Annotated in this window: 11 protein-coding genes; 3 read left to right on the top strand and 8 right to left on the bottom strand. The window is 62.4% G+C overall.

From position 1 onward, the window contains the following. Positions 1–32: 32 nt before the first annotated feature. The 5 genes from ACWTV1_RS11555 to ACWTV1_RS11535 all read right to left on the bottom strand — a co-directional run bounded on the left by ACWTV1_RS11555 (position 33) and on the right by ACWTV1_RS11535 (position 5,180). Entirely contained in the window at positions 33–710 is a 678-nt protein-coding gene (locus tag ACWTV1_RS11555; RefSeq protein WP_498505440.1) for a hypothetical protein, read from the bottom strand. Beyond that, entirely contained in the window at positions 707–1,369 is a 663-nt protein-coding gene (locus ACWTV1_RS11550) for a lysoplasmalogenase (protein WP_498505439.1), read from the bottom strand. The genes ACWTV1_RS11555 and ACWTV1_RS11550 overlap by 4 nt, the downstream gene beginning before the upstream one ends. Before the next feature lie 19 nt (positions 1,370–1,388). After that, positions 1,389–1,850 carry a VanZ family protein gene (locus tag ACWTV1_RS11545; protein ID WP_498505438.1) on the bottom strand — a complete coding sequence of 154 codons (462 nt, stop codon included), beginning with the start codon at positions 1,848–1,850 and terminating at the stop codon, positions 1,389–1,391. Positions 1,851–1,893: 43 nt separating this feature from the next. Next, positions 1,894–2,691, bottom strand: coding sequence for a nuclease-related domain-containing protein (locus ACWTV1_RS11540; protein WP_498505437.1), 798 nt, complete (start codon positions 2,689–2,691; stop codon positions 1,894–1,896). 218 nt (positions 2,692–2,909) lie between these two features. Then, on the bottom strand, positions 2,910–5,180 hold the full coding sequence (locus tag ACWTV1_RS11535; protein ID WP_498505436.1) for a HelD family protein: 2,271 nt from the start codon (positions 5,178–5,180) through the stop codon (positions 2,910–2,912). A 319-nt stretch (positions 5,181–5,499) separates the two neighbouring features. On the opposite strand from ACWTV1_RS11535, the gene ACWTV1_RS11530 reads away from it, so the two are divergent. Further along, on the top strand, positions 5,500–6,576 hold the full coding sequence (locus ACWTV1_RS11530; RefSeq protein WP_498505435.1) for a hypothetical protein: 1,077 nt from the start codon (positions 5,500–5,502) through the stop codon (positions 6,574–6,576). A gap of 48 nt (positions 6,577–6,624) precedes the next feature. Here the strand turns inward: ACWTV1_RS11530 and ACWTV1_RS11525 are convergent, their stop codons facing one another. Continuing rightward, positions 6,625–7,866 (bottom strand): PrsW family intramembrane metalloprotease, encoded by a 1,242-nt coding sequence (locus ACWTV1_RS11525; RefSeq protein WP_100390039.1) that lies wholly within the window; start codon positions 7,864–7,866, stop codon positions 6,625–6,627. A gap of 39 nt (positions 7,867–7,905) precedes the next feature. Then, entirely contained in the window at positions 7,906–8,736 is an 831-nt protein-coding gene (locus ACWTV1_RS11520; protein WP_498505434.1) for a hypothetical protein, read from the bottom strand. A 124-nt stretch (positions 8,737–8,860) separates the two neighbouring features. Here ACWTV1_RS11520 and ACWTV1_RS11515 point away from each other — a divergent pair, with 124 nt between their 5' ends. Beyond that, positions 8,861–10,309 (top strand): AlkA N-terminal domain-containing protein, encoded by a 1,449-nt coding sequence (locus tag ACWTV1_RS11515; RefSeq protein ID WP_498505433.1) that lies wholly within the window; start codon positions 8,861–8,863, stop codon positions 10,307–10,309. A 36-nt stretch (positions 10,310–10,345) separates the two neighbouring features. Next, the gene (locus ACWTV1_RS11510; protein ID WP_498505432.1) at positions 10,346–10,966 is read left to right on the top strand and encodes a protoporphyrinogen oxidase; all 621 of its coding nucleotides are present in this window, start codon (positions 10,346–10,348) and stop codon (positions 10,964–10,966) included. Positions 10,967–11,043: 77 nt separating this feature from the next. On the opposite strand, the gene ACWTV1_RS11505 is transcribed toward ACWTV1_RS11510, so the two are convergent. After that, positions 11,044–12,507 (bottom strand): aspartate ammonia-lyase, encoded by a 1,464-nt coding sequence (locus ACWTV1_RS11505; RefSeq protein WP_341620832.1) that lies wholly within the window; start codon positions 12,505–12,507, stop codon positions 11,044–11,046. Positions 12,508–12,583 lie beyond the last annotated feature (76 nt).

Raw genomic sequence — 12,583 nt, 5'->3', positions numbered from 1 at the left:
GGAACGGCTACTCGGCAAGCATTTCGTGAGTTCTAGCCTTCGAAACGCAAATACTCCGGAGCATTCGGGATTCCCGGGCATGTGTCGATCGTCGAGCCGTCGGCGGCGCTGAAAGCGAACCACGACCACTCGTCTCCCAATTTCTTGCCGATGGAACGAGGCACGAGAAAACGCACGGTGGAGCCGGAGAGTTCGGCGTCGTCGACATCGAGCTCGTCAGCGTCGTCGCGGTCGAATTCGTGCGAAGTGAACTCTTCAATCTCGCCGTCGTCGATCTCGAGCGAGAATTGGTACGCGCGGTCGCCATCGGCGCGCTCGGCGTAGATGCCCAGTTGAGCCGACGAGCCCTCCCACGGTTCCGCCAGAGTGATCTCCACCTCAACCTCATCACGATCGCGTTGCGCAACCTGCGCGGATTCGATGTCGAGCGCTGAGACCTCGGCCGTGTAATCAAAACACTGTGTTCCCGTTGACTCTGCGCTTGGCGGGATCAGCGTCGACTCGGGCGTCGGAACACTCGTTGCCGCCGATGACGGTAGCGACGACACTGCCGTTGGCATCGCAGTGGCGGTCGGCGACGAGGATGCCGCGGCGAGCGTGACCACGACGGTCACGATGACGGCAAAAACAACGAGCGCCACGACAGCCGCCACAACCGGGCCCACCGCAACGCGTCGCTGAACGACGGGGTCGGAGGGCTCAGGAGTCACTCGGACACGCTAGCAGTGTTCCCCCGAGCGTTCCGCGCCCGAATGAACCCGGTGGCGATGAGAAACTGGCCAGCAATGTAGAGAGTCATGATTACGACATCCGACTGCCACCACACCGGGCTCGGCGCGAACAGAGCCCAGGCGAGCGCTGTATCCGACGCCAGAAAGAGAACTGCTCCCGTGGCGATCAGTCGCGACGTCGCCAACGCCGCTGCTGTGGATGCCGCCAGCACTGCCCCGTAGACCGCAAGCGGAACAAAGAAGAAGCCCAGATCATCGCGGAGCAGGAACAGCAAGCCTGCCCACCAGACGACGAGTAGTAGCGCCAGCATGGGCACGCGGCGCGATTTCACCACGCGAAGAAACAGCACGAGGTAAAGCGCATGGGCGGCAAAGAATGAGCCGAGCCCCACGAGGAAGCGTGAGCTCGCGGCATCCGACACAAAAATGTCACCGAGCCACGACAGCGTGAGAGCGGCGAGCAGCAGATAGTCGGGCCAGGAGAACGGTCGCCGCCGCACGATAACGACGCCCACTATAAGAGCGGGCATGAGCGAGAACTTGGTGACCACTGCCGTGTCATCCCACCCCGCGGCGAGGCTCGCCACATGGAGTACCGCCACAGCAAAATAGGCGAGAAAGCCTCGAAGAATTAGCACGACCACAGCCTAGGGCCGGTTAGCGTGCGGAGGAATAGTTTCCTGCTGGTCGATCACGACGCCGGCGACGAGCCCGCTCGCGTGCTGCGGCCACGCTCAGAGTGACCACCACACCAATCGTCGCTCCGACGGAGTTGGAAACGATGTCGCGCGGGTCAGAGACTCGGGAGGGAATGAACTGCTGCACCCATTCGATTCCCGCCGTCAGTAGAACCGCGAGGCCAAGCGCGAGCCACCATTGGCGCTTGCCGACGAGAAGAACAAAGAACAATCCCACCGGCACAAACAACGCAATGTTGGCCATGAACTCGAGGTCATTGAAAGTGAGCCACTGCGTAGCCTGAAACCGGTCGAGAAAAACCGCCAGTTGCCAGAGCGGACCATCACGTTGGTCGGGAGCTTGCGGGCTCAGCGTCAGCCAAGCCACCACGGCGAGATAGCTGAACGTGGCAGCGCTCAGATAGGGATGACGCCGAAACATTCCCCAATCGTGCCCCACGACAGCTAAGAAAGTGCTCGACGCGCTAGGGGCCTACGACAAGTGATGCAAAAACGGAGGCTAGTGACCATACCCACAGGAAGGTCCCCACGAGCGCGACCACCACCCAGACGAAGCGTCGAGCACTCGCTCGACGCACATCGTGGTGGATGCGAACGAATTCGCGCGTTATCGTGCGCGAGGCAATCGTCGCTTGCTGCGGAGCGGGCCAGGTAGTGCTTGACTCGGCCACCGTCGACAGGGTCGCAACTTCTTCCCCCGAGAGCGTTGCCTGCGCTGACAGAAGCCACTGCTCAAGCTGCATTGACGTCAATACCCTTACGTCAGCCGGCACCGCTAGCGTCGAGACCTTGACGGGCTCGACGATCACGAGCACAGGGACGACGTTCACGGGTGAGCCCATTGCCGCGCTGAGAGCGGCGGCAACACGCTGCCCCGCAGCTCGCGCCTGCGTAGTGGCCTGGCTAACGGTCTTGGCGATAACGAGCTCATCACCGTTGATCGCGACATCGTCTCCCTGACAATTCACGACAGAAATAGCGAACACACCCGCCCGCCCCACGGCGAAGTGATCGAGCGATGTTTCCCCGAGAGGCACTCCGTGGAGAATGTCCCAGCTGTGACCGAGATGGTCAAGAATCGACCCCACAAGGAGCTCGCCGACGGCCCCGCGATAGTGCGCGCGGCCTTCAGCGGTGAGTGGTGAGAGGCCGATGGTGCGCGCAAGAAGACCGCGACGCGCATGGTGCGCTTGCGCCGCAATGACGGCGGCCATGGCTGACTGTCCAGCGATCCGGCCGCGAAGATCGTTATTCTGCGGCACGCAGACCCTCCAGCTCTTCCATGCAGTGAGATGCATGCAGAAATACGTTGGGCCGGAGGCTCCCCCGCCTCCGGCCCGACTCGTGGCGAAGAATCGCTCCCGAGTGAAGGTTCCTCCCCCGAGGAATAACTTCTAGATCTATAGTGCCCAACCTGTGAATCCGCCGAAACCCCCACTATTGGGCATACCCGAGTGGGGGTCAACTCCCCTGACCACCCTTATTCCGGGGCGGGAATACCTTCGGGTAGCCCCTGAGAAGCAACGATGCTGAGCCGTTGAGTCGAGCGAGTCATCGCCACGTAGAGAGCTGCAGCACCACGAGAAATCTCATCCACGATGCGCTGCGGTTCCACGACCACAACGGAATCGAACTCCAGCCCCTTTGATTCGCGAGGCGTGAGCACGGCGATCGGCTTGTTGAGGCCGGCAGCGCCCTCGCCCACGTCGCCCGCGAAAGACTGCTGCAGAGCATCCACAATGCTGCTCGTGAGCGAATCGCTAACGATTACGGCCACAGTGCCGTCGCTCGAAATTGCACGATCAGCGCCCACAACATCACTGACACGAGCACCCAGCTCGCTTGCCGAGACCAGGGTGACATCGACGGGCCACTCGCTCCGGCGAACCGCGCGCGACGGGGTGATCGATACATCGTGGGCGAGCGCGACCGCTTCGGCCACCGCCACAATCTGAGACGGAGTGCGGTAGTTGACCGTGAGTTCCTCGAGTCGCCAGTGCTCACCGATATCCGCGGCGAGCGCAGCACCCCAGCTATTCGTTGCGGCAGCCGCGCTGGCCTGGGCAACATCGCCCACAATCGTGAAGGACTTGAGCGGGTTACGGCGTGCAAGCAGTCGCCACTGCATGGGCGAAAGTTCTTGCGCTTCGTCGACAACGATATGGCCATACGTCCACGAGCGGTCTGCCGCAGCGAGTTCCGCCGTGGTCGCGCGCTCAGCACTGGCCTCGAATCCCTCCGCGAGAGTCTCAGCATCGATCATGCCTTCGACATCCATGTTCCGGATGGCGGCGGCAGCGTTTTCAACGTCGCGCTTGCGTTGTTGTTTGCGCTCGCGTTCCGCTGCGGTCTGAGCGACGTCGACTTCACCGAGAAGCTCTGCCGCTTCGTCGAGTAGCGCAACATCGCTGATCGTGAAGGGGGCATCGCGCTCACGACGCAGCAGGTCACGCTCTTCGGGCGTCCAGCGGGGCGTGAGGCTGCGCAACCAGCCCGGGCGGGCGTAGAGATCGCTCACGAGCTTCTCGGGCGTGAGGGGCATCCACGCGGTGTTGAGCGCAACCTTCACGTCGTGCGCCGTTCGAATGTCTTCGCGCAGCCACTTCTGGTCAGCATCGTCAATCGTGTTGCCGTGGGACCGCAACTGGTCGGCCAGCAAACGGCCAATTCCCGCGATCGCCGCCTTGTTGAAAACCACGCGCGCAAGGTTGTGCGGCTTGTGCGAATCCCACGCCTTCTGCATCGCCGCCCGGATGACGTCGGCGGGAACATCCAGAATCTCGCCATTGATTTCCATGCGCTGGGTTTCGGTCGGCACCACCCGACGCGAACGAACCGCACGCTTGATGAGCGCGGCCATCTCGAGCGAGCCCTTGAGCTGTGCCACCGAGTCGATGTCTTCGTGGCGGGCATCCACACCAGGGAACAACTGGCCGAGGCTCGCCAGCACGACACCGGTCTCTCCAAGCGACGGCAGGACTGCTTCGATGTAACGCAAGAACGAACGCGAGGGCCCCACGATGAGCACGCCGGATGCCGAGAGCCGTTCCCGATGCGAGTACAGCAAGAAGGCGGCACGGTGCAGCGCGACCGCCGTCTTGCCGGTGCCGGGACCACCCTGCACGACGAGGGCACCGCGAAGTTCGGAACGGATGATGGCGTCTTGCTCGGCCTGAATCGTCGCGACGATATCGCCCATGCGACCCGTGCGCTCAGCAGTGAGGCTCGCCATCAATGCTGCTTCGCCCTGGAGGGAGGCGGTGTCAGTGTGAAGAAGCTCGGTGTCGAAAATCTCGTCGTCGATACGAACGATGTCGCGACCATTGCTCTGCAAGTGACGGCGAGCGCGCGCGCCGAGAGGCGTCGCCGCGGTTGCTTGGTAGAACGCTCGCGCTTGAGGAACACGCCAGTCGAGCAGCAGGGGGCGCTGCTCTTCATCCCGCAGGCCGATACGGCCGATGTAGCGCACGGGGCGCTCAGCGGTGCCTTCCGAATCAATGTCGCTGTCGGCATCCAATTCGAGTTCGAGCCGGCCGAAGGCCAGTCGCTCGTCGATCTCACGGAGCTGCCCGATGCGATCTTCGTAGATGCGCGCGAAAGCGTCTCGTTCCGAGCGATTCTGGTGGGTACCGCCCGGCGCGCTGCGACGCACAGATTCCAGCTGCTCTTGCGCGGCATTACGCAGCGCATCCAGCCGGCGATAGAGGCCGTGGACGTACGCCCGCTCGCGTTCAAGCTCACTCGATAACATCCGGTGTCCTCTCCAAATTGCGACCTTCAATCGTACGCTCTTTTTGACTATAAATTCGCCGATTAACTCTTGCGCTCTGCTCGAGTCAGTGGCACGCTGAAAGCAGTTAAAACTCATCGCTCACCAGAGTCGCAGGCAGTGCCGCACCGGTGGGCGATGAGTCTGTTAACGGCCGGTTTGCGCAACCGCAACAGCCCGGCGCTGTTTCTTCCAAACTGCCCGCCTGCGTTGCTAACGCTGACCCCCAGCGTTGCGAACGCAGTGATCACCCCCGAATTGAGGCTGCTCCCCTGGGCCTCCCGCGGCCTACGATGGTCGGATGCTGCGTTCCATCGACTATTCCGGGTTGATTTATCCGGTGAACCCGCACGATGTCGCAGCGTTCAAGTCGTCTCGCCGTGACCACTTCGGATACTCACACATTCAACGCACCGGCACCATCGTGCTGATCGTGGTGGTTGTTGCATTCTTTGCACTCTTTCTCGGAGCCCCCATCATGGGGATCGTGGGCGGCTCGTTTCAGTCAGCCTTCTTGAGCGGCAATTTCTTCGCAGCGATCCCGGTGCTGTTCTTCAGCCTTCTGGTACTCGCGCTGATCATCGGTGGCGGCTATGTCGGCGTGACGTCGTGGCGCAAGCACGGCGGACCGTGGCAGCGCTTCTACCGCATGAACAAGTTCGCCGACGACAACGACCTCGTCTTTTCGCCTCTCGACAGCACGGCGTTCTATCCCGGGCTCATCTTCACTCAGGGCGGCAATCGCTCGATTCACAATCGTTTTCGCAGCGCGAGCGGGCGCACTCTCGATTACGGCAACTACCGGTACACCACGGGCTCCGGAAAGAACCGCCAAACGCACAATTGGGGGTTCCTCGCGCTCGAACTCGATCGCGCGCTCCCCCATATGGTGTTGGATGCCACGGCCAACAATCAGCTGTTCGGCGTCACCAATCTGCCGCAAACCTTTGCCAAAAATCAGGCACTGAGCCTCGAGGGTGACTTCGACACCCACTTCACCCTGTACTGCCCGAAAGCGTACGAACGTGACGCTCTGTATGTTTTTACGCCCGACCTCATGGCGCTTCTCATCGACAAAGCGGCCCCCTACGACGTCGAGGTCGTTGATCGCTGGCTGTTGGTGTACTCGCCGAAACCCTTCGATCTTGTCGACCCCGCCGTTCACCGCCGACTATTAGGCATCGCCGACACGGTAGGCACGAAAGCTCTGCGCCAATCCCGCAACTACGCCGACGGAACCATCGGCGATCGCAGCGTGAATCTCGTCGCGCCGCGCGGTCAACGCCTCAAGAGCGGTGTTCCCACGGCGACCCTCATCACCGCTGGTATTTTCATCGCGGTATGGGGGCTCCAGTTCTTCCTCAGAATGGCTGGCTAACGATCGCTGACTATCGATCGCCCGCTGACGCGCGCTGTAGCGAATTTGCTAGTGCGCTCGCTGTGCTCCCGTAAGAGCGTGCCGAGCTTCGACGATGGCGCCCAGCAAAACGGCTTCATCGGCAATGGCACCGATCTGATCTCTACCGGTGATGATGCGCTGGCGAGCAAACGCGAGCCGGGTGGCTTCTTGAATGTAGACCTTCATCACCGCGCGCTTGTTGTTGCGCGCTGCCCACGCGAGCGCCTGACGACGACCAGCCGGGGTGGCCAAGACCGCGACCTCGTCCTGATTGAACCAGCCAGCGTTGGCGTACTCGGCCAACCGGTCGAACGTCATCCGCGCTTCCTGACGACGCAGGTAGACCACGATCACAATGGCGACGACGAAGAGCGGGAACTGCACGATCGCGTAGTAGCCGAAGAAGTCGTTGACGAAGAAGAGCGCCCCGTTCCACAGCGCGTGAAGCGCAATCGCAAGGGAGAGCCCCACGGCGAAGACACCGACAGCGCGACCATTGCTGCGGGAACGCACAGCTAAGCCGAGCGCGATCCCCGTACACGCGGTGAACATCACGTGCGCGAACGGCGACATGAGACCGCGGACGAGGAACATTTGCAGGATGCCGGTTCCGCTGCCGTTGATACTGGCAAGCTCCGAGCCGAAGTAAAGAATGTTCTCGGTGAAAGCGAAGCCGCCGGCGATCCACGCGGCGTAGACGAGACCATCCACCGGGCCGTCGAAGTGACGTCGAGCCACCCAGAAGATAACGAGGATGCCGAGGGCCTTGCCTGCCTCTTCAACGATCGGCGCCTGAATGGCGGCAGAGAAGAAGTCGTAGGCCGGGCCGGGGCCGCCCAGAGCGTTGATGACGTTGTCGATCTCAGCCCCGACGATGAGCGCCAGGAGTACTGCAACACCGGCACCCCACAGGAACGCGAAGACCACGGCGAGGCGAGGTTCAGGCTCCCACCGGTCGATCCATCGCACCGCGAAGAAGACCACAGCCAGCGGCACGATAGCCAAGATGCCACCGAGTGCGAACGCATCCGTTCCGATGCCCGAGATCACATAGACGATCACAAAGAGCAGCACGAACGACAGAGCGATGACGCCCAGGATCCCCAAAATAAGAAGGCCGGGGCCGCGAGGCTGCGGAACGTGGGGCGGCAACTGGTGCTGTTGCGCTTCCTGCGCAATCTCAGCGGATGCCGCGGTGGGGCTGGGTGCGGTGCGCCCCGAAGCCGCCGTGTAGTCAGGAGTCACGGAAGAAGGATCACTCGCGGTCATGACATCGAGACTAGCGTGCGGGCGCTGCAGCTCCCGTTGCTACTTGGTGCCCTCCTGCTGCTCTCGAAGGATGCTGAGCGCACGATTGACTCGGTCGCCGAGTCCCGCGACGCGCTTCTTTGACGATCGCTCCGCCTCCACAATCAGGCTCATGAGCTCGCCGCGGTACACGTCTTGAGTGGAGCGCACCGACATCGCGAGCGCCAGCGATGCCTGGGCCGCCACAATTCCCACTACGACGCTCACCACAACCGCGAGAACAGCACCAAGCACTACCCAGGGGGACGCCGAGTCCTGCCCCGCAGCGATGCCAGACACCGCTACAAGAACGACTGCCAACACGGGGGCGATGAGACGATGCGGGGTGCGCACGCTCAGTTGCAGGGCCGCTGACACCGTGGCGGCATCCGCAGCACGGTGGGCTTTGGTGGCATTGTCGATGGCGGTGACGCGAGCGCGGAACTCGTCAACCTGGTCTTGGTGGATGCGCAGACCCGCTGATTCGAGCAGTTCGTCGCGCACGAGTCGGTAGCTATCGGCGGGCGGGCGCACGACGACGACCGCAATGATGGCCACGATAATCACGGCGACGACCACCGTGCCGAGCGCAATCAGAATGGCGGCGGGAGCCTGAGCGGGGTCGGCGAAGAAGAGGCGAGTGCTCCAATCAGCCGAGATCGTGAGCGCCACGATGGCGATTCCCGCGAGAGGCACTGTCCACGCCACCGGATGCAGGCGCAGGCGCGTACGAACACCGCGAGCCAGTCGCAAGTGATCGAAGCGTGCCGTTGCGTAGTCAGCGACCTGCGCTGAAAAAGCTACGAGCCAGAGTGCGGCCACGACGGTAAGGGCTGTCCACGAAGATTCCACGCTGCGACTGTAGTCGCTTCCCCAGATTTCTGACGAGAATTGCCGTGGTTTCCGCACGAGAGCACGGTGGGGTGATGTCTGATTTCCGCTGGTCACAGCGCCGGGCTAGTGACAGAGTGAGAACATGCTTTCCCCCACGCTCAGCTTCGATGAGCAATACCGCGCGCTGTGTTCGCGGGATGCCCGCTTCGACGGACAGTTCATTGCGGGCGTACACTCCACCGGAATCTACTGCCGCCCCAGTTGCCCCGCCGTGGCACCGAAACCACGCAATGTGCGTTTCTATCGCACCGCGGCTGCAGCCCACGAAGCTGGACTTCGCGCCTGCAAGCGGTGCCAACCGGATGCCGTTCCCGGTTCCCCGGAATGGAACCTCAACGACGACCTCGCCTCCCGCGCCATGCGCCTCATCGCCGACGGAGTCGTCGAACGCGACGGAGTCGAAGGGCTTTCGACTCGCCTCGGTTACACGAGCCGCCACCTCACCCGAGTGCTCACCGCCGAGCTCGGAGCCGGCCCACTCGCTCTCGCCCGTGCGCACCGCGCTCAAGCCGCCCGAACGCTGCTCGGCGCAACGGAACTGAGTATTTCCGACGTGGCTTTCGCTGCCGGCTTCTCGAGCATCCGCCAGTTCAACGACACCATCCAGGCCGTGTACGAGACCACGCCAAGCCAGTTGCGCACGCTCGCTCGGCGCGGAGCGGCAGCGCATCCCCAGACCGCACACGAGCGCCCTTCTGCCCTCACCCTACGGTTGCCGACACGGGCACCCTTCGACGGTGCCGGGCTCATGACGTTCTTCGCGAATCATGCGGTAGCGGGGATCGAGACAGCCAGCGCCACCAGCCTGGAACGCGCCATCCGTCTGCCCGGCGGCATCGCCCACGTGCGCCTGGAACTCGGCGACCAGGGCATCACGTGCACAGCACAGCTCGCCACCATCTCGGATGTCGCCCCGCTCGTCGCCCGCGTGCGTCGCCTCTTCGACCTCGACGCCGACTCGCTCGCGATCGACCGCGCGCTCAGCAGCGACCCGGCCCTCGCGGGCTCGGTGGCCCGCGTGCCCGGAATGCGTTTGCCGGGCAGCGTCGATACCGAGGAGACCCTGTTCCGCACGCTCATCGGGCAGCAGATCTCGGTTGCCGCTGCGCGCACCGTGCATGCCCGGATCGTGACCGAGCTGGGCAGTGACGGGCTGTTCCCGAGCGCAGCAGTGTTGGCGGCATCCGGGGCCGAGATTTTACGTGGCCCCAAAACACGTATCGCCAGCATCCTCGGCGTTGCCGAAACAATCGCGTCGGGCGAGCTCGAGTTGGATGTCTCCACCCCTGTCGATGAATTCACAGCAAAGCTTGTCGCGATGCCCGGGATCGGCCCGTGGACGGCCGGCTACATGGCAATGCGGGTACTCGGCACCTCCGACATCATGCTCAGCAGTGACCTCGTCGTGCGCCAAGGTGCTGGTGAGTTGGGGCTTCCCGCCACCGCGACAGCGCTCACCCAGTACTCACGCCAGTGGGCTCCCTGGCGCAGCTACGCGTGCATGCACTTGTGGAGATCGCGGCCACTCTAGGTAGAGCAGAACGCAACCTCACCGTAGGCTGGGCACATGAACGTCAGACTCTTGATTCTCGGTTTTGGTATCGCTGTTGGATACGTCGTTGGCGCGCGCGCAGGCCGTGAACGCTACGACCAGATGAAGGGCAAGGCCACCGAAGTGTGGGAGAGCCCTCGCGTGACTAAAGCACGCACGTCTGTCGAGGATTACGCGCGCACTCAGGGCCCGATTCTGCTCGACAAGGCCGAAGCAGTAGCTAAGGCGACTCCCGGCTTTGTCACCGAGAAGGCAAAGGATGTCGCCGAGAACACTCGCGAATTCGCCGAGACTGCTCGCACCACCGCCACCAAGCTTGCCGAGAACGCCAAGGAGTCTGCCAAGGACTTCGCGGGCACGGCGAAGGAAACCGCCAAGGACCTTGCGGACAACGCGAAAGAGTCCGCTAAAGAGATCGCTGATCGCGCCTCGGCTACCGCTCGCGGTGCTGTCGGCCGCGTCACCGAGACAGCCGAAGACGTGCGCGAGAACGCAAACAAAGAACTCGCTGAACTGCGCGAACGCGGCGAGAACGCCATCGACCGCGCATTCACGACCGCGGGTAAAGCACGCGACGAAGCGCTCGCGCCTCTCGACGACGAGGATGACGACGACGACGAGCTCCCCGCCAAATAGCGGCATCACTCCCTCGCTCTGACAACAACACAACCCGGGTCCTCTCCGTGAGAGGGCCCGGGTTGTGTGCGTAGTGACTACTTAGCTTCTTCTTCCAACCACGGAAGAGAAATCGCTGCCGTCATCGGGGAAACTCCGCTGAGACGCTCCGGGGTAAGAACGCGGGCAACATCTTCTTCCTTCATGAGTCCCGCGGAGACCACCAGTTGCGCGATGGAGGCGTTCGTGGTGAGCGCCGTGTGCGCGAGGTTTGCTGCTGCCGCGTAACCGATGTACGGGGTCAAGGCGGTAACGACGCCCACACTCGACTCGACCTGAGCCGCAAGGCGCTCCTCGTTGGCAGTGATGCCGTCGATGCAGTTCTCGCGCAGAGTGCGGCAGGCGTTGGTCATCCACGCCACCGACTGCAGAATCGAGTGCGCAATCACGGGCTCGAACGCGTTGAGCTGCAACTGGCCGCCCTCCGCCGCGGCGGTAACCGTGGCATCCGCACCGATCACGCTGAAGGCGACCTGGTTGACGACCTCGGGAATAACCGGGTTGACCTTGCCGGGCATGATCGACGACCCTGCCTGCTTGGCAGGCAAGTTGATTTCGCCGAAGCCAGCCTGAGGTCCGCTCGAGAGCAAGCGAAGGTCGTTACAGATCTTGGAAAGCTTCACTGCAGAGCGCTTGAGAACGCTGCTGAGGGTCATGAAGATTCCAACGTCGCTCGTGGCCTCAATGAGGTCGAACGCCGTCTTCATCTCGATGCCCGTGGCCTCGGTGAGGTGACGGCGCACAGCTTCGGCGTAGCGCGAGTCGGCGGTAATGCCGGTGCCGATCGCGGTAGCACCCATGTTGATTTCGCTCATGAACGGCAGAACTTCGGTGAGGCGCGCGTAGTCCTCTTCGAGCGTGTGCGAGAAGCCGGTGAACTCTTGACCCAGAGTCATCGGCACCGCATCCTGCATCTGGGTGCGGCCGATCTTGAGGATGTTGACGAATTCGCGGCCCTTAGCACCGAACGATTCGGAGAGCAATTGGTGCTCCACCAACAGTCGCTGAACACCGAAAACCATCGCAAGCTTAATCGCCGTGGGGTACACGTCGTTCGTGCTCTGGCTGCGGTTAACATCGTCGATGGGATGCAAGAACGAGTACTCGCCCTTGCTGTGCCCCAAAATTTCCAGAGCCCGGTTCGCGATTACTTCGTTCGCGTTCATATTCGTGGAGGTACCGGCACCGCCCTGAATAACGCCGACGCAGAACTCTGCGTGCAAGGAGCCATCGAGAATCTCTTGACAAGCCTGGTCGATCGCGTGAGCCTTGCGAGACTCGAGCACGCCGAGCTCAGCGTTGGCGCGTGCCGCAGCCTGCTTGATGTGAGCGAGCGCTCGAACGAGATCGGGATAAACGGAGATAGCACGACGCGTGATGGGAAAGTTCTGCATCGCGCGAAGCGTGTGCACTCCCCAATACGCGTCTACTGGGACCTCAAGCGAACCGAGTGAATCGGATTCGATACGGGTAGCGGTGTTTTGCACAGGGGCGTTGCTCAACTCTTTTTCTCATCTCCATTGATTTACGGCGCGATACACACACACTGTGATCACGCCTCAATTGTACGCTCGCGCA

The organism is Salinibacterium sp. VpJ6 (assembly GCF_059767345.1).
The sequence above is the reverse complement of the archived record's forward strand: the minus strand, read 5'-3'. Positions and strand labels throughout refer to the sequence as shown.